The organism is Rhizobacter sp. OV335 (genome assembly GCF_900142965.1).
Lineage (GTDB): Bacteria > Pseudomonadota > Gammaproteobacteria > Burkholderiales > Burkholderiaceae_C > Rhizobacter.
Window position 1 is genome coordinate 33,902 of sequence record NZ_FRCQ01000007.1, and the last position, 20,288, is coordinate 54,189.

The 20,288-nt window shown below is 68.0% G+C and carries 19 protein-coding genes; 13 read left to right on the top strand and 6 right to left on the bottom strand.

The window, feature by feature from the left end:
- Nucleotides 1–8: 8 nt before the first annotated feature.
- Nucleotides 9–1,595 carry a discoidin domain-containing protein gene (locus BUE42_RS09485; protein WP_083614014.1) on the bottom strand — a complete coding sequence of 529 codons (1,587 nt, stop codon included), beginning with the start codon at nt 1,593–1,595 and terminating at the stop codon, nt 9–11.
- Between the two features lie 164 nt (nt 1,596–1,759).
- On the opposite strand from BUE42_RS09485, the gene BUE42_RS09490 reads away from it, so the two are divergent.
- The 7 genes from BUE42_RS09490 (at nt 1,760) to BUE42_RS09520 (ending at nt 8,600) form a co-directional block, all read left to right on the top strand.
- Nucleotides 1,760–2,464, top strand: a complete 705-nt coding sequence (locus tag BUE42_RS09490; protein WP_073464649.1) for a FadR/GntR family transcriptional regulator — start codon at nt 1,760–1,762, stop codon at nt 2,462–2,464.
- Between the two features lie 4 nt (nt 2,465–2,468).
- Nucleotides 2,469–3,083, top strand: coding sequence for a TRAP transporter small permease (locus BUE42_RS09495; protein ID WP_083614015.1), 615 nt, complete (start codon nt 2,469–2,471; stop codon nt 3,081–3,083).
- Entirely contained in the window at nt 3,080–4,480 is a 1,401-nt protein-coding gene (locus BUE42_RS09500; RefSeq protein ID WP_073464651.1) for a TRAP transporter large permease, read from the top strand. Before BUE42_RS09495 ends, BUE42_RS09500 begins: the two co-directional genes overlap by 4 nt.
- A 58-nt stretch (nt 4,481–4,538) precedes the next feature.
- On the top strand, nt 4,539–5,525 hold the full coding sequence (locus BUE42_RS09505; protein ID WP_073464654.1) for a tripartite tricarboxylate transporter substrate binding protein: 987 nt from the start codon (nt 4,539–4,541) through the stop codon (nt 5,523–5,525).
- A gap of 10 nt (nt 5,526–5,535) precedes the next feature.
- Nucleotides 5,536–6,516, top strand: a complete 981-nt coding sequence (locus tag BUE42_RS09510; protein ID WP_073464977.1) for a sialic acid TRAP transporter substrate-binding protein SiaP — start codon at nt 5,536–5,538, stop codon at nt 6,514–6,516.
- A 54-nt stretch (nt 6,517–6,570) separates the two neighbouring features.
- Nucleotides 6,571–7,353, top strand: a complete 783-nt coding sequence (locus tag BUE42_RS09515) for an SDR family oxidoreductase (protein ID WP_073464656.1) — start codon at nt 6,571–6,573, stop codon at nt 7,351–7,353.
- Between the two features lie 389 nt (nt 7,354–7,742).
- Nucleotides 7,743–8,600: a hypothetical protein gene (locus tag BUE42_RS09520; protein ID WP_073464659.1), complete on the top strand. Its 858-nt coding sequence runs from the start codon at nt 7,743–7,745 to the stop codon at nt 8,598–8,600.
- Between the two features lie 31 nt (nt 8,601–8,631).
- On the opposite strand, the gene BUE42_RS09525 is transcribed toward BUE42_RS09520, so the two are convergent.
- Nucleotides 8,632–8,835, bottom strand: a complete 204-nt coding sequence (locus BUE42_RS09525; protein WP_073464662.1) for a hypothetical protein — start codon at nt 8,833–8,835, stop codon at nt 8,632–8,634.
- 168 nt (nt 8,836–9,003) lie between these two features.
- Between BUE42_RS09525 and BUE42_RS09530 the strand changes: the two genes are divergently transcribed.
- Nucleotides 9,004–9,540: a pyridoxamine 5'-phosphate oxidase family protein gene (locus tag BUE42_RS09530; RefSeq protein WP_073464664.1), complete on the top strand. Its 537-nt coding sequence runs from the start codon at nt 9,004–9,006 to the stop codon at nt 9,538–9,540.
- Nucleotides 9,541–9,669: 129 nt separating this feature from the next.
- A complete protein-coding gene (locus BUE42_RS33700; RefSeq protein WP_083614016.1) occupies nt 9,670–11,481 on the top strand; it encodes a glycosyl hydrolase in 1,812 nt (603 codons plus the stop codon).
- A 12-nt stretch (nt 11,482–11,493) separates the two neighbouring features.
- Here BUE42_RS33700 and BUE42_RS09540 read toward each other — a convergent pair whose 3' ends face one another.
- Nucleotides 11,494–12,405, bottom strand: a complete 912-nt coding sequence (locus BUE42_RS09540; RefSeq protein WP_073464669.1) for an AraC family transcriptional regulator — start codon at nt 12,403–12,405, stop codon at nt 11,494–11,496.
- 143 nt (nt 12,406–12,548) lie between these two features.
- On the opposite strand from BUE42_RS09540, the gene BUE42_RS09545 reads away from it, so the two are divergent.
- The 3 genes from BUE42_RS09545 (at nt 12,549) to BUE42_RS09555 (ending at nt 15,605) form a co-directional block, all read left to right on the top strand.
- Entirely contained in the window at nt 12,549–12,845 is a 297-nt protein-coding gene (locus BUE42_RS09545; RefSeq protein WP_047504410.1) for a hypothetical protein, read from the top strand.
- Nucleotides 12,846–13,053: 208 nt separating this feature from the next.
- Nucleotides 13,054–15,045 (top strand): ankyrin repeat domain-containing protein, encoded by a 1,992-nt coding sequence (locus BUE42_RS09550; RefSeq protein WP_159445390.1) that lies wholly within the window; start codon nt 13,054–13,056, stop codon nt 15,043–15,045.
- Nucleotides 15,045–15,605 carry an ankyrin repeat domain-containing protein gene (locus BUE42_RS09555; RefSeq protein ID WP_073464674.1) on the top strand — a complete coding sequence of 187 codons (561 nt, stop codon included), beginning with the start codon at nt 15,045–15,047 and terminating at the stop codon, nt 15,603–15,605. Before BUE42_RS09550 ends, BUE42_RS09555 begins: the two co-directional genes overlap by 1 nt.
- A 39-nt stretch (nt 15,606–15,644) precedes the next feature.
- On the opposite strand, the gene BUE42_RS09560 is transcribed toward BUE42_RS09555, so the two are convergent.
- The 3 genes from BUE42_RS09560 to BUE42_RS09570 are packed head-to-tail and all read right to left on the bottom strand — an operon-like array spanning nt 15,645 to nt 19,233.
- Nucleotides 15,645–18,005, bottom strand: coding sequence for a response regulator (locus tag BUE42_RS09560; RefSeq protein ID WP_073464676.1), 2,361 nt, complete (start codon nt 18,003–18,005; stop codon nt 15,645–15,647).
- The gene (locus tag BUE42_RS09565) at nt 18,002–18,928 is read right to left on the bottom strand and encodes a DMT family transporter (protein ID WP_073464979.1); all 927 of its coding nucleotides are present in this window, start codon (nt 18,926–18,928) and stop codon (nt 18,002–18,004) included. The genes BUE42_RS09560 and BUE42_RS09565 overlap by 4 nt, the downstream gene beginning before the upstream one ends.
- Nucleotides 18,925–19,233 carry a putative signal transducing protein gene (locus BUE42_RS09570; RefSeq protein ID WP_073464679.1) on the bottom strand — a complete coding sequence of 103 codons (309 nt, stop codon included), beginning with the start codon at nt 19,231–19,233 and terminating at the stop codon, nt 18,925–18,927. Before BUE42_RS09570 ends, BUE42_RS09565 begins: the two co-directional genes overlap by 4 nt.
- A 62-nt stretch (nt 19,234–19,295) precedes the next feature.
- Here BUE42_RS09570 and BUE42_RS09575 point away from each other — a divergent pair, with 62 nt between their 5' ends.
- The gene (locus BUE42_RS09575; RefSeq protein WP_073464681.1) at nt 19,296–20,288 is read left to right on the top strand and encodes a quinone oxidoreductase family protein; all 993 of its coding nucleotides are present in this window, start codon (nt 19,296–19,298) and stop codon (nt 20,286–20,288) included.

A 20,288-nucleotide genomic window follows, 5' to 3' on the forward strand; every position in this document is an offset into this window, starting at 1 on the left:
AACCGGGCTCAGTGCACGGTGAGCTCGGTGATGCTGTTCCACTGGCTCGCCGTGCTGCCGTGCCCGGTGATGCGCACGTAGCGGGCCGTCACGTCGGTGATGTCGTAGAACTCCTTCGCCGTCGTCTGCCCGCTCGAGATGCCGCGCCAGCGCGTCGTCCACCCGTTGCCGTCGGGCGAGGTCGCGATGTCGAAGCGCGCGGTGCGCTGGTCACCCAGGTAGAAGGCCACGCCGACCTTCTGGATCGCACGGCTCGAGCCGAGGTCCAGCGTGATCGCCTGGCCGTCCCCTTCGGCGCTCCAGCGTGTCGCCAGGTTGCTGTCGATCGCGTTGGCGGCCGGGTTGCCCGCCTGCGCGCTGGTCGCGCTGACCGCCGCCACCGGCAGCGTCGCGAGGCCGGGGTCGACACGCCGCCAGCGCTGCATCGCCTCCAGCAGGTAGTAGTCGCCCCAGGCCGTGCCCTGGTTGTAGAGCGTGTTGCCGGCGTGGTGGTTGTAGGCGCTCTGCAGCAGCAGCGCCTGGCTGTTCGACGGCGAGCCCAGCGTCGCGAACCACGGCGCCGACAGCAGCGCGCTCAGCGCCGTGCGTGCCGCGTTGCGGTAGGTCGTCGCCCGCGTGCTGTCGGTCTCCAGCAATGACAGCTCGATCAGCCCGGCCGCCGCGATCGCCGCGGCCGAGGTGTCGCGCGGCGCATTGGGGATCGCCGGGTCGTTGAAGTCCCAGTACGGAATCGAATCCGACGGCAGGTGCGCGAGGTACCAGTCGGCCATCTTGCGCGCGGTGTCGCGGAAGGTGGTCTCGCCGGTGAAACGGTAGGTCATCGTGAAGCCGTAGATGCCCCAGGCCTGGCCACGCGCCCAGGTGGAGCTGTCGCTGTAGCCCTGCACCGTGGTGCGCGACTTCACCGCGCCGGTCACCGGGTCGTAGGTGACGAGGTGGTAGCTGCTGCCGTCGGCGCGCACGTGGTTGTCGCGCGTCTTCAACGCATGGCTGCGCGCCTGGTTGTAGAGCGCCGTCGAGCCGCCGTGCTGGCTGGCCCAGAACAGCAGCTCCAGGTTCATCATGTTGTCCATGATCACCTGGAAGTTCGCGTTGTCGCCGGTCGAGCCCCACGAGCGCACCGCGCCCACGGTGCCGTTGTAGCGCTGCGTCAGCGAGTTCGCCGCGGTCAGCGCCACCTGCCGGTAGCTGTCGACACCGGTCAGCCGGTACGCGTTGCCGAACGGCGTGAACACCATGAAGCCGACGTCGTGCGTGCCGGTGTTGGTGTCCTGGCCCTCCATGCCGTTCTGCCAAGTCTGCGCCTGCGTGCTCCAGCCGTCGGCCGCGAACTGGCCGTGCAGCAACCACAGGTCGGCGGGGAAGAAGCCGCTGGTCCATTCACCGGAGCCGGCATAGGTCCAGGCCTGCGCCGCGTCGCTGGTGGTGACTTTCGGGTACGAGGTCTTGTTGCTGCGTTGCGCGACCGCGCCCTCCTGCTGCGCCGCGACGGCCCATCCGTTGCGCAGCTTCAGGTCCAGCGCATCCTCGGCCTGCGCGGCACCCACGCCGGCCAGCGCGCACGCGGCGGCCGCGAGCATCGATCTCGGTGTCATCTCGTCTCCTTCATTGTTCTGGTCGGCGAATTGGACAAGTGGTCAGGCCAATTGGCAACCCACTGGCGTCAGGGAGTTCCCTGTCAGGGCCAACCCCTCTTGGATCGACGGTGCGGCTCCCGGAAGATCAACTGGCCTGACCAATTCCAGGCGCCCCGGCTGCCATGCCCATCCAGACCATCGAGAGCCGCCGGCTGTACCGGCAGATTGCCGACCAGCTGAGCCGCCTCATCGACAAGGGCGAGTTCCGTGTCGGCGCGCGGCTGCCGTCGGAGCGCGACCTGTCGGAGCAGCTCGGCGTCAGCCGCCCGTCGGTGCGCGAGGCGCTGATCGCGCTCGAGGTCGAAGGCCTGGTCGAGGTGCGCGGCGGGGCCGGCGTGTTCGTCAGCGCGCGCAAGCCCGTCGGCGCGTCGCACCGCGCCGAGGCGACGCCCCCCGGCCCGTTCGACCTGATCCGCGCGCGCTGGATCATCGAATCCGAAGCGGCCGCGCTGGCCGCGACCCATGCGACGCCCGAGCAGCTGCAGCGCCTGAAGAGCGCGCTGACCGACATGCAGCGCCACGCGACGCACGCGCCCGAGGCGGTGGCGGCCGACGAGCGCTTCCACTTGTGCCTGGCCGAGGCCAGCGGCAACAGCGCGCTGCTGATGGTGGTGCAGCAGCTGTGGGAGGCGCGCACCGGCCCGCTGTACACGCAGATGGAATCGCACTTCTCCGGCGAGGCGGTGTGGAAGCAGGCCGTCGAGGAGCACGGCGAGCTGCTGCAGGCGGTGGCTGGGCGCGACCCGCGCGCCGCGCGCGAAGCGATGCGCAAGCACATGAAGAACGCCGAGGTGCGCTTCGCCTCGGGATGGAAGCCTGGAGACTGAGCCGATGCAGCCCGCAGCAATCGACGAACCCGAGGTCCCGCCCGGCCCGCCCGCCACCGACCACCCGCCCAGCGTGGCCGCCGAAGCCGCGCACTTCGAGGTGCACGATGCCGAGGTCGACCTGCGTGCCTACCGCCCTGAAGACTGGCTGGCCTTCGTGCTGTTCGCGCTGCTCGGCGCGACGGTCTTCTACCAGTTCTTCACCCGCTACGCGCTGAACGACTCGGCCTCGTGGACCGAGGAGATCGCGCGCTACTTCCTGGTGGCCATCGTCTTCATCGGTGCCACGATCGGCGTGCGCAAGAACAACCACATCCAGGTCGACTACCTGTACCGCGTGCTGCCCGCCATGCCGATGCGCGTGGTGGCGACCGTGGTCGACGTGACCCGCATCGGCTTCCTCGGCGCCTGCGCGGTGCTGACCTGGCAACTGATCGGCCGCATCGGCGCGAGCCGCATGGCAGTCGTCGACCTGCCGATGGGGCTGGTGTATGGCGCGGTGCTGCTGGGCTTCGCGGCGATGACCTGGCGCGCGGTCGGCGTGGCGCGCGCCAACTGGCGGCGTGGCGCGTCGGTGCTCGAGAAGCCCGAACTGGCGGATGAGGCACCGACCCCATGACCGCCGTCTTCAAGCTCGTCTTCCTCGTGTTCATGGGCGCGGGCGTGCCGGTCGCGATCGCGATGGCCGCGGCGGTGCTGCTGTTCGTGCTGCTGAGCGGCAACACGCCGCCCTTCGTCGTGATCCACCGGATGGTCGGCGGCATCGACAGCTTTCCGCTGCTCGCGGTGCCGTTCTTCATCCTGGCCGGCAACCTGATGAACGTGGCCGGCATCACGACGCGCATCTACAACTTCTCGCTCGCGCTGGTGGGCTGGCTGCGCGGCGGGCTTGCGCACGTGAACATCGTCGGCTCGGTGATCTTCGCCGGCATGAGCGGCACCGCGATTGCCGATGCCGCCGGCCTGGGCACCATCGAGATCAAGGCGATGAAGGACCACGGCTACAGCACCGAGTTCGCGGTCGGCGTGACGGCTGCGTCGGCGACGCTCGGGCCGATCATCCCGCCGTCGCTGCCGTTCGTGATCTACGCGATGTTCGCCAACGTCTCGGTCGGCCAGCTGTTCCTCGCCGGCATCGTGCCCGGCGCGGTGATGGCGCTGCTGATGATGCTGACGGTGGCCTGGTTCGCGCGCCGCAACGGCTGGGGCCGCGACACGCAGCCCGAATGGCGCCGCATCGCGAAGGCGCTGGCCGAGCTGGCGGTGGTGGTGGCGTTCCCGTTCGTGCTGTGGGCGCTTTCAAGAACCGGCGTCAACATGCAGCTGGCGACCGCGCTGGCGCTGGCGGCGCTGCTGGCGGCCGACCGCTTCTTCCGCTTCGATGCGGTGCTGCCGATCATGACGCCGGTGCTGCTGATCGGCGGCATGACGAGCGGGCTGTTCACCGCCACCGAAGGCGCGATCGCCGCCTGCGTGTGGGCGCTGTTCCTCGGCCTGGTGTGGTACCGCACGCTGAGCCTGAAGACGCTGGTCAAGGCGTGCATGGACACGGTGGAGACCTCGTCGACGGTGCTGTTCATCGTCGCGGCCGCGTCGATCTTCGGCTGGATGCTCACCGCCACGCGCACCACCGAGCTGATCGCGCAATGGGTGCTGACCTTCGCGACCGAGCCGTGGCAGTTCCTGCTGCTGGCGAACGCGCTGATGCTGTTCGTCGGCTGCTTCCTGGAGCCGACCGCAGCGATCACGATCCTCGTGCCGATCCTGCTGCCGATCGTGCAGCACCTGGGGATCGATCCGGTGCACTTCGGGCTGGTGATGGTGCTGAACCTGATGATCGGCCTGCTGCACCCGCCGATGGGCCTGGTGCTGTTCGTGCTGGCGCGCGTGGCCAAGCTGTCGGTCGAGCGCACGACGATGGCGATCCTGCCGTGGCTGGTGCCGCTGCTCGGCTCGCTGGCGCTGGTGACCTTCGTGCCGGCGATCTCGCTGTGGCTGCCACGCCTGCTGTCCTGAATTTTTCCCGTGATCTGACGACCCCTACGACAACGACGACTGAACGGAGACAACGACGATGATTCGCTTCGACGCTGCGCGGCATGCCCTGCTGTTGGCCGCCGCCTGCCTGCTGCCCCTGGCCGGTTTCTCGGCCTTCACCGCTTCCAACGCCCGGGCCGCCGACTACCCCACGCGCCCGATCGAGCTGCTGGTGCCCTACCAACCGGGCGGTGGCACCGATGCGCTCGCGCGCGCTTTCGCCGAGGCCTCGCGCAAGCACCTGCCGGCCTCGATGTACGTCAGCAACAAGCCGGGTGCCAGCGGCGCCATCGGCTGGGGCTACGTGATCAACAGCAAGCCCGACGGCTACACGATCGCGGTGATGACGGTCGAGATCGCGACGCTGCCGCACCTGGGCCTGGCTAAGTTCACGCACGAGGATTTCATCCCGATCGCGCAGCTCAATGCCGACCCGGCCGCGATCACGGTGCGCGCCGATGCACCGTGGAACACTTACGAGGAGTTCATCGCCGCCGCGAAGAAGGGCGACCTGAAGGTCGGCAACTCGGGCGTCGGCTCGATCTGGCACCTGGCCGCGGCGGCGCTCGAAGACCGCACCGGCGCGAAGTTCCTGCACGTGCCCTACCAGGGTGCGGGGCCGGCGGTGCTGGCGCTGATGGGCTCGCAGATCGACGCGGTGTCGGTCAGCCCGGCGGAGGTCTCGACCTATGTGCAGGCCGGCAAACTGAAGACGCTGGCGGTGATGGCCGACCAGCGCGTGAAGGGCTTCGAGAAGGTGCCGACGCTGAAGGAGCGCGGCGTCGACCTGAGCATCGGCACCTGGCGCGGGCTGGGCGTGGCCAAGGGCACGCCGCAGGACGTCGTCGACGTGCTGCGCGCCGCGACGCAGAAGACCGCCGCCGAACCGAGCCTGCACGAGGCGATGGACAAGCTGAACCTCGGCTACGCGTATGCCGATGCGGCGTCGTTCAAGACCGTGATCGCGCGCGACCACGAGACCTTCAAGGTGTTGATCCCGAAGCTGAACCTGAACAAGCCATGAGGAGACGATGATGAAGTTGCCCACCGTCCTGAAGCAGTTCGCATGCGTGGCCGTGCTGGCGCTGTGCAGCAGCGCCGGCCTCGCGCAGACCAAGCTCAAATGGGCCCATGTCTACGAGACCAGCGAGCCGTACCACAAGCAGGCGCTGTGGGCGGCTGAAGAGATCAAGAAGCGCAGCAACGGCAAGTACCTGATCGACGTGTTCCCGGCCTCGACGCTCGGCAAGGAGACCGACATCAACCAGGGGCTGACGCTGGGCACGGTGGACATCATCTACACCGGGATGGCGTTTGCCGGGCGGGCCTATCCGCCGCTGTCGATCGCGTCGGGGCCGTTCATCTTCCGCGACCATGCGCACTGGCAGAGCTTTCGCGACAGCGCGATCTTCAAGGAGCTGGCGGCCGGCTACGAGGGCAAGAGCGGCGGCAACCACATCGTCGGCTACACCTACTACGGCCAGCGCCACCTGACGGCCAACAAGCAGGTGCTGAAGCCGGAGGACATGAAGGGCATGAAGCTGCGCGTGCCCGATGCGCCGCTGTACATGATGTTCCCGCGCGCGGTCGGCGCAAACCCGACGCCGATCGCCTTTGCCGAGGTGTACCTTGCGCTGCAGAACGGCACGGTCGATGCGCAGGAGAACCCGCTGCCGACCATCGAGGCCAAGAAGTTCTACGAGGTGCAGAAGTACACGATGCTGACCGGGCACATCACCGAGTCGCTGCTGACCATCGTGTCCGGATCGGTCTGGGGCAAGCTGCCGGCCGACGACCGCAAGCTGTTCGAGCAGGTGCTGTGGGAGGCCTCCACGCGCACGAGCAACGACATCCTCGAATCAGAGAATCGCATGGTGGCTGATTTCGAGAAGGCCGGCCGCACGATCGTCAAGGTCGACCGCAAGCCGTTCATGCAGGCGGTGCAGAAGGCGGTGACGGCGCCTGATGCGCCGTGGAGCAAGGAGCTCTACGACCGTGTCGAAGCGCTGAAATAGCGAGTTCGCCGAGAATCCCGACGATTCGCCACACGGCGTCGAAAGGACTCTCAGATGGATCTCGGAATCGAAGGCAAGTGGGCGCTGGTGTGTGCCGCCAGCAAGGGCCTGGGCAAGGGCTGCGCGCAGGCGCTGGTGCGCGAGGGCGTCAACGTGGTGATCACCGCGCGCGGCGCCGAGGCGCTGGAGGCCACGGCCGCCGAACTGCGGGCACTGAAGCGCGGCGAGGTGCGCACCGTGGCCGGCGACATCACGACACAGGCCGGCCGCGAGGCCGCGCTGGCCGCGTGCCCGCAGGTCGACATCCTGGTCAACAACGCCGGCGGGCCGCCGCCGGGGGATTTCCGCGAGTGGGACCGCGAGGCCTGGATCAAGGCGCTCGACGCGAACATGCTGACGCCGATCGAGCTGATCAAGGCGACGGTCGATGCGATGGCAGCGCGCGGCTACGGGCGCGTGGTCAACATCACCTCGGGCGCGGTGAAGGCGCCGATCGGCGTGCTGGGGCTGTCGAACGGCGCGCGCAGCGGGCTGACCGGCTTCGTCGCCGGCCTGGCACGCAGCAACCTGGCGGCGAAGAACGTGACGATCAACGGCCTGCTGCCGGGTGCGTTCGACACCGACCGTCTGCGCACCACGGTGCGTGCCGGTGCGCAGAAGGCCGGGCAGGACGCCGATGCGGCCTGGGACGTGCGCCGCAAGGCGATCCCGGCCCAGCGCTTCGGCACGCCCGACGAGTTCGGCGCGTTCTGCGCGTTCCTGTGCAGTGTGCAGGCGGGGTACCTGACGGGGCAGAACATCCTGCTGGACGGCGGGTCCTACCCGGGGACGTTCTAGACCCTGGGCGGAAAAATGTACCGCGCGTGGAACGATGCGGTGGCTGGCGTGACATACCGGGCGTTACTCGGGTGAGGGCTCGGCGCTTGTGAGGCTGAGGTGGCGCCTGGGGTGTCACTTCAACCACAAAGGCCATCATGGGTTCTTCCATCTCCTTCCAGAGCCGCAGCCCACGCGTTGGCACGATCCAGCGATCGCTGACAGATCCTTCGACGAATCGAGTCAGCACCACTCAACCGCGGACCTTCTCTCAGCAGCGCCAACGCGCTGGCAGCACGGTGGCAACACACGGGCCCGTTGGACCCAAGTCGCCCCTGTTCAAGGTGCCTCCATTCGCCGGTGGTCCGTCCTCGCGGGGTTTCGACGACCCCCTGAAAACACTTGGGCTCATGCAGGCGTACTACGACGACCAGCGTGCCAACGCGACGGGTGGAGCGACCACGCCCGAAGTCCAGCCTGAGGACTGGCAGCTCGCCCAGCGCCTCGTGAACGCACTCAAGGCCCGTCCCGAAGAATTCGCTCAGTTTGCGCCGGAGCTGAGCAACAGCATCAATGCCTTGCAGCCTCTGTTGGGTCAGCCGGGGCAGGCGCGATACGACGCATGGACGGCGGTGTGTCGCGTCCTCAAGGCAAGGCGGCAGCACGCTGGCAACCAGGCGCCGACAGGCCGGCCACCGGCGCCGCCGCGGCGGCAGGTTTCAGCCCCCTCGGCTGCGCCAAAGCGCAAGCCGACCGTCTCCTTTCAGGCCGCGTGCATGGACCTCGCTCGCCTGCGCGACGGCACCCAGACGGTCAACGGTCGGCAGCAGATCGACTGGAGGACGATGCGCGCACACGTGAACTCGATCGTGGCGAGTGGTGATTTCCAGACCCGCTTCACGCTGCAGCAGCAGTCCGAGTTCCTCAAATTGCAGAAGCTCAACACCACGGATGCCGGACGCTCCGGTCGTTTCGCTGCATGGAGCGCGGTGAAATCGATGCTGCCGCGTGGAGCAGGTTCTCCCGCTGAATTGCAGAAGTTTCGTGTTCTCCTTGATCGTTTGATCTCCGGTGGAGCCTGGATGGAGAAGGACGAGAAGGCCCTGCTCGCGCTGTGCCAACGCGAGCGGTTCAAGTCATTCTGGGGCGCAGAGTTGTCGACTCATATGTGGCGGTTGGAGCGCGCTCTGGTGAGAGACGACAAGAGCGCCCGTCAATGCATGGTGAACTTGCTCCAGGCGCTGAACTCGGAGTTTCAGTCCGCATAGTTCCGCACTGGCGCACGCCAGTGCAGGGCCGTCAGCCGTCGCCCAGCATCGGCGCCTGCGTCAGCTCCGCATCCACGTTCATCAGCACGCTGGCCAGCGACAGTGCGCGCCACAGGTGCGGCGGCATCGCCATGATGGCTTCGGGTGACTTGGCGCTGGCAACCCAGGCGCCGATCTCGGCATGTTGCTCGATCGTCAGCAGGTGCCGGCGCCGCATGTCGTCCAAGGTTTCCATCGGGGGCCTCTCATGGTCACGAGGCGCGAGGCCGCACCTCCTGCGTGGATCATCGCATGGGGCGTTTTCGCCGTGTCGCCGTGGGGTTGCCCGGTCGGACGCGGCTTACATCGACACGGCATGCGCCCCGGCTGACATCGCGCGGACGGCACGGGAACATGCCGCCCCATGGACTCCATCAACCAGCAACAAACCGAGCAGAACCGCCAGGACCTGCGCGCCGCAGACGCCATCGCCCGCATCCGGGCGGTGGTCGACAAGAACGCGTCGTGCTTCTTCTGCACCGCCAGCCGCATCGGCGACGCGGTCGCCGCGCGGCCGATGAGCGTGCAGCAGGCCGACGAGCGCGGCCACCTGTGGTTTCTCAGCGCGAGCGACAGCCACAAGAATGCCGAGATCGCGGCCGACCCGCAGGTCACGCTGTACTTCCAGGCGTCGAAGCATTCCGACTTCCTGCAGTTGCGGGGCCGCGCCACGGTCTCGACCGACAAGGCGAAGATCCAGGAACTGTGGGCCGCACCGATCAAGACCTGGTTCACCGGCGGCGTCGATGACCCGCGCATCACCGTCATCGAGTTCGCACCGACCGATGGCTACTACTGGGACAACAAGCATGGCGACGCCGTCGCCGGACTGAAGATCCTGATCGGCGCGGCCATCGGCAAGACGCTGGACGATTCGATCGAGGGACGCGTCAGCCTGTAGCCGAGAGGCACGCAAGAGCGCGCCCGCTGACAGCTACACACCTGCTCACATCCCCGCCGTTGCCACCTGGAACCAGTTCCATAACACTGCCCCCGCAGGCACTGACCTGCCAACAACAGGGGACGGACGATGCGCAGGATTCACAGGACGTGGAAGGCCGTCGGCGTGGCCGCGGCAATCAGCCTGATCGGCACGCTCGCGGCGTGTGGTGGCAGCGAGAGCAGCACGACCGACGCATCGACGGCCGGTGCGCCCTCGGAGTCGGCTGCGGCCTTCACCCCATCGACCGACACCACGCTGCCGCTGCAGGCCGAGCGCTACGTGCTCGCCAACACCGGCAGCAACCAGTGCCTCGAAGCCGCGCCCGACAACGCCGACGGCGCCCGCTTCCGCTTCGCGGATTGCAACAGCGGCACGGCCCAGTCCTTCAATGTGAGCCTGGATGCATCAGGACGCTACAAACTGTTGGCGAGCAGCGGCCGCGCGATGGATGTCGCGGGCGCTTCGGGCGCTGACAGCGCCACCGTGCAGCAATGGACCGACAACGGCACCAACGCGCAACGCTTCGCCTTCAAGCGCCTCGGCGGCAACCGCTTCGCGCTGGTGAACTCGGGCAGCGGCAAATGCGTCGCGCCGTCGAGCAGCACCGGCCTGCAGCAGCTCACTTGCAAGGACGAACCCGCGCAGTCGTTCACCGTCCACCCGGTGGCCAGCGGCGGCAAGGCCGGGCCCGCAGTGGGCCGCTACTCGGTGCGCTCGGTGCATTCGCAGCTGTGCGTCGGCATCGAGGGCGCGAGCACCGCCGATGGTGCCCGTCCGCTGCAGGCCGCGTGTGCCGGCGATGACGCGCAGCGCTTCGACCTCGCATCGGCCGGCAGTGGCGCCTGGCGCCTGACCAACGTGCGCAGCGGCAAGTCGATCAGCGTCGCCGCCTCGTCCACCGCCAACGGCGCGGCGGTGCAGCAGCTCACCGACACCGCCGGCGCGAACCAGCGCTACACCGCCACCGCCGTCGGCGACGCGTTCGAGCTGAAAGCGCGCCACAGCAACAAGTGCCTCGACGTGCGCGATTTCAGCACCGCGGTCGGCGGCGTGGTGCACCAGTGGGATTGCACTCGCAGCGACAACCAGCAATGGCGCCTCGTGGCCGATGGCGGCACGACGCCGTCCAACCCGGTCGGCAAGAGCGCGAAGCGCGGCATCGCCTACGATGTGGCGACCACCGGCGACCTGAACGCGCTCTCGCCCGGCGTGTCCTGGTGGTACAACTGGTCGCCCCGGCCGAAGCTGACGCCGCCGGCCGGCACCGACTTCGTGCCGATGCTGTGGAACTTCAGCTTCAACGATGCCGAGATCGAGGCGCTGCTGAAGGCCAACCCGCAGTACAAGGTCCTGCTGGTGCTGAACGAGCCGAACCTGTGGGGCCAGGCGACGATGTCGCCGGCCGACACCGCGGCGGCCTGGCCGCGTGTCGAGGCGCTGGCGGCCAAGACCGGCGTCAAGATCGTCGGCCCGCAGATCACCTGGGGCAACCTGGCCGGCTTCGAGGACCCCGTCGTCTGGATGGATGCCTTCTACGCCGCCTACCGCAATGCCAACGGCCAGCGCGCGCCGCGCATCGACATGCTGGCCTTCCACTGGTACGACTACGGCCTGGCCGCGCAGCTCGATCGCCTGACGAAGTACGGCAAGCCGTTCTGGGTCACCGAGTTCGCGAACTGGCACAACGGCGACGGCTCGGCGCAGATCGACACGGTGGCCAAGCAGACGGCGCAGATGACCGAGATGGTCGGCGTGCTCGAGAACCGCGCCGATGTCGTGCGCTACGCCTGGTTCACCGGCCGCTGGAGCAACGACACGCACTTCTCGAGCCTGCTCGGCGCCGACGGCCAGCTCACCGAGCTGGGCAGGCACTACCTGTCGCTGCCCTACAAGCCCTGAGCCGGAGCGGGATCAGAGGCCCTGGGCCTCGGGCGCGACGCCGGCCGACACGTCGCGCACCGGCGGCTGCCCGTACAGCCGCGCGTATTCGCGGCTGAACTGCGACGGGCTCTGGTAGCCGACGCGGTGGCCGGCGGTCGCGACGCCCAGCCGCTCGACCACCATCAGCCGGCGCGCCTCGTGCAGGCGCAGCTGCTTCTGGTACTGCATCGGCGTCAGTGCCGTCACCGCCTTGAAGTTGTGGTGCAGCGACGACTCGCTCATGCCGACGTGCGACGCCAGGTCCTCGATGCGCAACGGCTCGGCGAAGTGCCGGCGCAGCCAGTCGACCGCCTTGCCGACGCGGTGGCTGCGGCTGTCGGCCGACGCGATCGCGAGCAGCCGCCCGCCGTCGGGGCCGGTCAGCAGGCGGTACAGGATCTCTTCCTCGACCAAGGGCGCGAGCGCCGCGATGTCGTGCGGGCTGTCGAGCAGGCGCAGCAGCCGGATCACGGCATCGAGCAGCTCCGGCGGCGCGCGGTTCACCGTGACGCCGCGCAGGCCGTCGCCGGCGGCCGCGGCCTGCGGCGCGCGCACGCGGCGCAGCAGCTCGGTGAGCCGCACGCCGTCGATCGCCATGCCGAGGCCGAGGCTGGGGGACGCTTCGCTCGCGACGGTGACGCGCGAGACGATCGGCAGGTCGACCGAGGTGACCAAGTAGTCGCCGACGCCGTAGCGATACTCGTCGCTGCCGAGCGTCAGGATCTTCTCGCCCTGCGCGAGCAGCGCGAAGCACGGCCACTGCGCGGCGTAATGCGGCTGCGACGGCGTGGAGCAGCGGCCGAAGAACAGGTTGCCGACGGCGGTGCTCGCCTGTCCGTCGCCGGGCGCGTGGCGGGCGATCAGCGCGGCGATCTCGGCATAGCGATCGGGGGGAGAAGCCATGCCGGCGATCTTGCCCGAGGCGCGCAGCAGTGTTGTGTCGCGAGCGCGCGATTTGCAGGATCGTGCATGAGTTCTGCAGGATTCTGCTAACGGGCCGGGGCGAGGCTGCAGGATGATGCGAGCCGTCTCACCGGAGGATTCCCATGACCGAAGCGATCGAAATCACCACCTTCAAGCTCGCGAACTGCACCTGCGACGACTTCATCGATGCCAACGTCGAGATCGACGACTGGCTCAAGCGCCAGGCGGGATTCCGTTCGCGACGGCTCGCGCAATGGAATGACGGCACGGTCGTCGACATGCTGATCTGGGATTCGGCCGCGCACGGCCGCGTCGCGATGGCGCGGCTGATGAACGAGATGGGCCACTCGCGCGTGCACGCGATGATCGACCAACCGACGGTGTCGTGGAGCGTGGCGCCGGTGCGGCACCAGATCTGAGGCGCCTCTGACCCGGCTTGCGAGATTCGGCACTTGGGTCGGACGAATGTGTGCGCAACCGGCGGAACCCCGCTGATCCCGAAGCTCACTCAGCGAGGGTCTGGGCAGTACGCCAGTCGCCACAGGAAGTCTTATGTTGTCTCGAGTTCTCACGCCGCGATCCGTTTTGTTGAAGTGCCACCAGCCTGGCCTTACGGACCCTTCCGAGTTGGAGCACAGTGCGCGCAAAGCATTGGAGGCCTATCGGTCCGGGCCGGATCATGAACCTGCGGTTGCCGATGTGCTGGAGCAGTTCATCGGCAATCCGGCGAGTCGAGAACTCGATTTTCGCGAGTGTGCTCCGGACTGCCTGCAGATTCCTGACGAGTTGGTTCAAGCGCTGATGGCCCTGCGCTTCGCAACGCCGCCGCGACCCGGCGAGGCTTGCAAGCTGCTCTTCCCGGCGGAGTTGAAGGCATATCCGATGTGGATGGCGCATGTGCCGGGGTGGCTGGCATCCATGAACCTGCGCGAGGCGAATGCGCCATTCGACGCTGTCGAATCGCATGACGATCTCTTTTCCTTCGAAAAGGACGACCTGGGTTACGACCGCGCATTGACGACCCGCAGGGGACGAGACTTGATCCGCCGCTTCTACGAAGTGAAGGATGGCGCGGACCTGAGGGTCCCGGAAATCGAAGGAAAGCCACTGTCGCTGTGCCAGTTCATGAGTTCCCTGGGTGGCTTTCTGATCGAACTCCGAAATGACGCGCAAGCGTGTCGACGAGTCGCCTTCGAATGCGGCGCTGCTGGCACGCATTCCACTCCCGTGATCTACATCAAGGAAGGGGACCGCGAACTGATGGTGTGCATCGACTCCATTGGCATGCTTGAGACGGAACTTCAAGCCATCTCCAGCGCCTCCCATCAATGGAACGTGGTCATGCTGGTCGTCGAGAAACTCGGTATGGCGGCGACACGTGGCTGTCGGGCGCAGTGCCTGGAGGCCGGGCGCAGGTTGGTGGCGATGGACGATCGCGGATTGCCGGTGATTCCCGTCGATGATCTCCTGGGACGAAAGCTTCGCCGCGAGTGTGATGGCGAAGTCTTCAGCATCCAATTGCCTGACGCGCTCCTCTTTTACACAGACGTCTCCGCCTTTCGCGAATCGCACCGTCAACCCCAAGGAACCGTGATGCGTCGGCGGGGCAATGGAAAGCCGCAGACCCTGGATGAGTTCGTCACAGCGAATCGCACCAGCAGCAACGGCCGAGTGGAGTATCTTCGACGCAAAGGACTGCGGTATCCAGTGTTCATCGCCATCATGGCGCATTTGCGCCGGTTGATTGCGGCATCGCCAATCGGCTGGCCTGTGGAAATGGAACGGGCATTCATCGTGCAGGCGCAGCAACACCTTCTGGCGTCGAAGGAGCGATGCGGCGCAGAAGGCATGGACGATCGCACGGGCGTCGAGCTCGACCTGGCTGCCCTGGACGACATGTTGTCTGGCTACGGCGCTGCGGCACCTTGGTCGATCACCATGTTCAAAGATCGCGACGAATCGGGGACGTCGCTCCTGGAACATGTGTTGGAGAGTCGGAACAAAGCCCGTCAACGTCGCGTTGTCTCACAGGCTCTGGCGTTCTTCGAGAGCTTGGCTCCGAAGGAGCGGGGGATTCTTCTGAGGCTGGCGATGGCTTGCGAAGATCCCGCGACGTTGCGTCTGCTGTTGACCGTGCTGAATCCCGAGATGGAGGAAGTGAAGCAACTGTTGCAATCGGGCGCGTCATTGGACGTACGCCAGTCTGACAAGATGACGCTGCTCGGCCGGGCTGCGAGCCATGGTGATCTGGTCGCTGTCCGGCAATTGCTGGCCATCGGTTGCTGCGTGGACCAGAAGGCTGCCCGGGGGCGAACGCCGCTCATGCAGGCCGTGCTGGAAGGGCATCTCCCGATCGTGAAAGAACTGCTCGCTCAGCGAGCGCAAACGGACATCAGGGACAAGGCGGGTTATCCCGCCCTGGCGTTCGCGTCCGAGCAGGACGATCTGGAGATCGTTCAGGCACTGATCGACGCGGGCGCTTCGCCAGACCATGCGGCAGCCCATGGTGAGACGCCGTTGATGGTCGCAGCGGCAGCCGGCCAGATCGGTGTGGCGAATCTGCTGATCTCGAGGAAAGCGAATGTCCTGGCGCGTGACAGCCAAAAAAAACGGCGTTGATGCATGCCGCTTCGGCCGGGCATCTCAAGGTGGTCGAGTTGCTGGCCGATCGGGCGACCGTGAACGAGCTCGATGCGTTCGGTATGGGTGCCTTGTCGTGCGCGGTGGCCGCGGACGACATCGACATGTGCCGCCTGCTGGTCCGGACCGGGGCGCAACCCTCTCCCGTCGATGGGGTTCCCGCGCTGATCACAGCCGTGGCCGCGAAGAAGCGGGCGGCGATGCTGTGGCTGCTGGAATTGCCCGCGAGCGACGTCAACGCCAGGCGATCGGGTGCCGGAGACACCGCGCTCACCGTTGCGGCGCGAGAGGGAACCGCCGACCTGGTGGATCTCCTGCTCGAGCAACCGGCGATCGACGTCAACGCGACGGGGCACTACGGACGCACGGCATTGTGGGAAGCAGTTGCCGGCGGGTACGAGGATCTGGTGATGAGGTTGCTGGCAGTCGGTGCAGATGCAGGTATTGCCGACGCGCAGGGCATGACACCAATGACCTTGGCATCACGAAGGGGCAATTCTCGTATCGTCGATGCTCTTGACCTTGCCTTGCAGCATTGAACGGCGAGATGAAACGCATCGGTCCGCGGACCGCCTCGCTCACTCCGCCCGCTGCACCGCCCGCGCCTTCAACCGCCGCTCGATCGCCGCCACCAGCTGTTCCTGCGTGAACGGCTTGGCGACGTAGTCGTCCATGCCGGCGGCGAGGCAGGCTTCCACGTCGCCCTTCATCGCGTTCGCGGTGAGGGCGACGATCGGCAGCCGGGCGCTGCCGCTGACGCCTTCGGCCCGCTCGATCTCGCGCAGCCGCGCGGTCGCCTCGAAGCCGTCGACCACCGGCATCAGGCAGTCCATCAGCACCACATCGAAGGCATGGCTGCGGGCCGCGTCGATCGCGGCCTGGCCGTCGGACACCACCTGCACGTCGTAGCCGGCCAGCCGCAGCATCTGGGCCGCCACCTCCTGGTTCACCAGGTGGTCCTCAGCGAGCAGCACGCGCGCGCTCCGCACCGGGCCTGCCGGGACGTGCACCGGCAACTCGGGGGCGGGCAGCACGGCATCGGGCACCGGCTGCGCCTCGTGCGCCAGCAGGTCGATCAGCGCGCGTCGCAGCTCCTGCTTGCGCACCGGCTTCGACAGCCAGCGCTCGATGCCCAGCCGCGTCAGGCTGATCGCCGGCATGTCCAGCCCCTGCGAGCTCAGCATCACGAGCTTCAGCCCGTCGAGCCGGCGGTTCGCGCGGATGCGCTGCGTCAGCGACAGGCCGTCCATGTCGGGCATGTGCACGTCGAGGATCGCAAGGTCGTGCACCACCGGCCGCTTGCTCATCAGCTCGAGCGCGTGCTCGCCGCTGTCGGCGGTGTCCACCCGCAGCCCCCAGGCCGTCAGCTGGTGGCGCAGGATGTCGAGGTTGGTCGTGTTGTCGTCGACCACCAGCACCTGCAGCCCCTGCAGCGCCGCCGCCTCGCGATCGGTCAGCATCGTCGCGTTGTCGGGCACCAGCCGCATCGGCAGCGAGAACCAGAAGCGCGATCCCTCGCCGCGCGTGCTGTGCAGCTGCAGCTTGCCGCCCATCATCGCCACCAGCTGGCTCGAGATCGTCAGCCCGAGGCCGGTGCCACCATGGCGCCGGGTGCGCGAGCTGTCGGCCTGCGTGAAGGCGTCGAACACCCGCGCCTGGTCGGCCGTCGAGATGCCCGGGCCCGAATCCGACACCGCGAACTCCAGCAGCGCCGCATGGTTGTGCGCCGCGCTGCTGGCCGGCAGCTTCACCACCGAGATCATCACATGCCCGCGTTCGGTGAACTTGACGGCATTGCCCATCAGGTTCATCAGCACCTGGCGCAGCCGCGCCGCATCGCCGTAGGCACGCAGCGGCAGGTCGGGGCCCATCTGGCAGATCACCTCGAGCCCCTTGGCATGCGCCTGCACCGCCAGCAGCTCGGCGACGTCGTAGGCCACCTCGCAGGGGTTGAAGGGCAGCGATTCGACCTCGAACTTGCCGGCCTCGATCTTCGAGAAATCGAGGATGTCGTTGATCACGCCCAGCAGCGCCTGGCCCGAGCGGTGCGCGCTGTCGGCGAAGCGGCGCTGCTGGTCGTTCAGCGTCGTGCCCATCAGCAGCTCGGTCATGCCCAGCACGCCGTTCATCGGGGTGCGGATCTCGTGGCTCATGTTGGCGAGGAACTGCGACTTGGCCTGGCTCGCCGCCTCGGCCGCGTCCTTCGCGGCCTGCAGCTCGGTCAGGTGCCGGGCCTTGTCGGCCGACGCCATTTCCATGCGGCGGCGGATCAGGAAGCCGTAGACCAGCATGCCGAGCGTGATCGCGGTGACGCCGATGGCACTCGCGAACTCGAGCCAGCGGTAGCGGCTCACCGACCGGCTCAGCGCATCGAACTGCGCCTTCTGGATGGTGCGCGAGATGCGCCCGACGCCGCGCAGGTCTTCCTGCAGGTGCGCATAGCTGCGGTCGACCTCGACCATCGAGCGCGTCGCCGCATCGAGCCGCTGCTCGCCGAAGCGCTGCAGCGTGGTCTCGGCCTGCTCGACCATGCGCTGCACCGTGCTGCCGGCCGATTGCAGCCCCTGCACCATCAGCTCGCGTTCGCCTTCGGCCGGGTGGCTCTCGAAGCGTTGCATCGCGGTCGCGAGCGACTGCTTGAAGCGCTCATGCGCGGCATGCAGCCGCAGGCGCTCGTTGTCGACCTGGCCCGACGCGAAGATGTCGTTGGCCGGCGCGTCGACCTCGCCGGCCAGGCGGCGCAGCTCGCCCAGCGCTTCGAAGCGCGTGGCCCAGCCGCGGTCGGCGGCCAGCGAATCGCCGAAGCGGTCGTTGACCTTGACGCCGAGGAACTGGTCGAGCCCGATCACCAGCAGGATCAGCAGCGCAGCGGCACCGTACAGCAGTTGCCAGGAACGCTTGCGGGCGGGGGGAGCTGCGTCGGAACCGGAAGGTGTCATGGTGTCCTGCGGGGCGCTGCGCGGGATGTTACGACGATCCCTGCGGCAATCAGCCCGAACGCCGCGATGTGGTACCACTGCGGCCCTTCGCCGAGCATGGCGGCCGACATCAGCGCGGCGAACACCGGTGTCAGATTGGCGAAGAAGGCGGCGATCGCCGGCCCCACCGCGGTGACGCCGGCGCCCCAGCAGAAGTAGGCGACGATCGACGGGCCGATCGCCACGTAGGCCAGCGCCGCGTACACCGACCCCGACCACAGCACCGGCTGCCCGGTGAGCGCCTGCTCGGCGCCCGCGCCGGCGCTGGCCCACAGCGCGCCGAAGCCGACCTGCGCGAGCAGGAACTCGGCACCGCTCCAGGCCGGCCGCTCGGGGTAGCGCATCGAGGCCGGCGGGCGCGCGAGCATCCAGCTGTAGATCGCCCACAGCGCGGTCGCCAGCAGCATCAGCAGGTCGCCGGGCACCAGGTGCAGCTGCAGCAGCGTCGACGGGTGGCCGTGCGACAGCACCAGCGCGACGCCCAGCAGCGACAGCGCGGCGCCGGCGGCCTGGCGCCGCGTCGGCTGCTCGCCATACGCCAGCGCGCCGACGGCCAGCATGAAGAGCGGCGAACTGGCGGCGATCAGCGTCACGTTGATCGGCGTGGAGGTGCTCACCGCCATGTACTGCAGCGCGTTGTAGCTGCCGACGCCCACCAGGCTCAGCGGTGCCAGGTAGCGCCAGCGTTCGAGCAGGTCGCGCGGCTGCTTCAGCAGGCGCCAGCCGAGCGGCAGCAGCAGCACGAAGGCGAGCGACCAGCGCAGCGCATTCAGCGCGAGCGGCGGCACGCTGCCGACCATCAGCCGGCCGACCACCGCGTTGCCGGCCCACAGCACCGGCGGCAAGGTCAGCATCAGGATGATGCGGGGATTCAGCGCCGTCATGCGGAAGGCATCGCGGCGCCGCAGTTCCAGCACTGCTCGAACGGGCCGTCGATCACTTCATGGCATTGCGGGCAGGCCCACAGCTGGCGGCGCGGATGCTGCAGCTCGTCCAGCCGCACGACGGCGAGTGCATGGTCGGCCTCGTCGTCGACCCACAGCTCGGGCAGCGTCTCGCTGGGCGGCACGCCGCCGGAGAGGCTGCTGGCGAACGCGCGCTGCACGGTCGTGGGGATGCCCGTCTGCGTGAGCATGTCGGCCCACAGCTGGGCGAGGGCGAGGTTGGGTGCAGTGGTGAGGCGTTTCAAGACCGGGCGTGGGCAGGGGTCGCGGGAGTGCTGGCACGATACCGCATCCACTGGAGCAAGCCATGCCACTTACTGCACACGCCGTCCGCCTCGATCGAGCCGGCGGACCCGAGACCCTGACGCTGTCGGAGGTCGTGGTCGGCGAACCCGGCCCGGGCGAGATCCGCATCCGCCACCATGCGGTCGGCATCAACTACATCGACGTCTACCACCGCAGCGGCGCGTACGCGCTGCCGGCGCCGTTCGGCATCGGCGTCGAAGGCGCGGGGATCGTCGAGGCGGTGGGCGAGGGCGTCTCGCACCTGCGCGTCGGCGACCGCGCGGCCTACGTCAGCCAGCCGCCCGGTGCCTACGCGACGCTGCGGGTGATGCCGGCGAAGTGCGTCGTGAAGCTGCCCGACGCGATCGGCTTCGACGAAGGCGCGGCGATGATGCTGAAGGGCTTCACGACGCAGTACCTGCTGCGCCGCACGCTGCCGCAGGGCGGCCTCGCGGCGGGCGACTTCGTGCTGTTCCATGCCGCGGCCGGCGGCGTCGGGCTGATCGCCTGCCAATGGGCGCGCTCGCTCGGGCTGCAGCTGATCGGCACCGCGAGCACCGACGAGAAATGCGCCGCCGCGCAGGCGCACGGCGCGGCCTTCACGATCAACTACGCGCGGGAGGATTTCGCGGCCCGGGTGCGCGAGATCACCGGCGGCAAGGGCGTGAAGGTGGTCTACGACGGCGTCGGCCGCGACACCTGGGACAAGTCGCTCGACTGCCTGCAGCCCTTCGGCCTGATGGCCAGCTACGGCAGCGCGTCGGGCAAGGTGCCACCGTTCGACCTGGGCGTGCTGGGCGCGAAGGGCTCGCTGTTCCTGACGCGGCCCACGGTGTTCACGCACATCGCGACCCGCGAGTCGACCCAGGCGATGGCCGACGAGCTGTTCGCGATGGTGACCAGCGGGCAGGTGAAGATCCCGGTGGAGCACCGCTACGCGCTGAAGGACGCGGCGCAGGCGCATGCCGACCTGGAATCGCGCAAGACGGTCGGCGGTTCGGTGCTGATCCCGTAG

Bases quoted from the DNA above. Each gene is read 5' to 3' on its own strand.
- BUE42_RS09485 (WP_083614014.1), bottom strand. From the start codon at position 1,595: ATGACACCGAGATCGATGCTCGCGGCCGCCGCGTGCGCGCTGGCCGGC.
- BUE42_RS09490 (WP_073464649.1), top strand. From the start codon at position 1,760: ATGCCCATCCAGACCATCGAGAGCCGCCGGCTGTACCGGCAGATTGCC.
- BUE42_RS09495 (WP_083614015.1), top strand. From the start codon at position 2,469: ATGCAGCCCGCAGCAATCGACGAACCCGAGGTCCCGCCCGGCCCGCCC.
- BUE42_RS09500 (WP_073464651.1), top strand. From the start codon at position 3,080: ATGACCGCCGTCTTCAAGCTCGTCTTCCTCGTGTTCATGGGCGCGGGC.
- BUE42_RS09505 (WP_073464654.1), top strand. From the start codon at position 4,539: ATGATTCGCTTCGACGCTGCGCGGCATGCCCTGCTGTTGGCCGCCGCC.
- BUE42_RS09510 (WP_073464977.1), top strand. From the start codon at position 5,536: ATGAAGTTGCCCACCGTCCTGAAGCAGTTCGCATGCGTGGCCGTGCTG.
- BUE42_RS09515 (WP_073464656.1), top strand. From the start codon at position 6,571: ATGGATCTCGGAATCGAAGGCAAGTGGGCGCTGGTGTGTGCCGCCAGC.
- BUE42_RS09520 (WP_073464659.1), top strand. From the start codon at position 7,743: ATGCAGGCGTACTACGACGACCAGCGTGCCAACGCGACGGGTGGAGCG.
- BUE42_RS09525 (WP_073464662.1), bottom strand. From the start codon at position 8,835: ATGGAAACCTTGGACGACATGCGGCGCCGGCACCTGCTGACGATCGAG.
- BUE42_RS09530 (WP_073464664.1), top strand. From the start codon at position 9,004: ATGGACTCCATCAACCAGCAACAAACCGAGCAGAACCGCCAGGACCTG.
- BUE42_RS33700 (WP_083614016.1), top strand. From the start codon at position 9,670: ATGCGCAGGATTCACAGGACGTGGAAGGCCGTCGGCGTGGCCGCGGCA.
- BUE42_RS09540 (WP_073464669.1), bottom strand. From the start codon at position 12,405: ATGGCTTCTCCCCCCGATCGCTATGCCGAGATCGCCGCGCTGATCGCC.
- BUE42_RS09545 (WP_047504410.1), top strand. From the start codon at position 12,549: ATGACCGAAGCGATCGAAATCACCACCTTCAAGCTCGCGAACTGCACC.
- BUE42_RS09555 (WP_073464674.1), top strand. From the start codon at position 15,045: ATGCATGCCGCTTCGGCCGGGCATCTCAAGGTGGTCGAGTTGCTGGCC.
- BUE42_RS09560 (WP_073464676.1), bottom strand. From the start codon at position 18,005: ATGACACCTTCCGGTTCCGACGCAGCTCCCCCCGCCCGCAAGCGTTCC.
- BUE42_RS09565 (WP_073464979.1), bottom strand. From the start codon at position 18,928: ATGACGGCGCTGAATCCCCGCATCATCCTGATGCTGACCTTGCCGCCG.
- BUE42_RS09575 (WP_073464681.1), top strand. From the start codon at position 19,296: ATGCCACTTACTGCACACGCCGTCCGCCTCGATCGAGCCGGCGGACCC.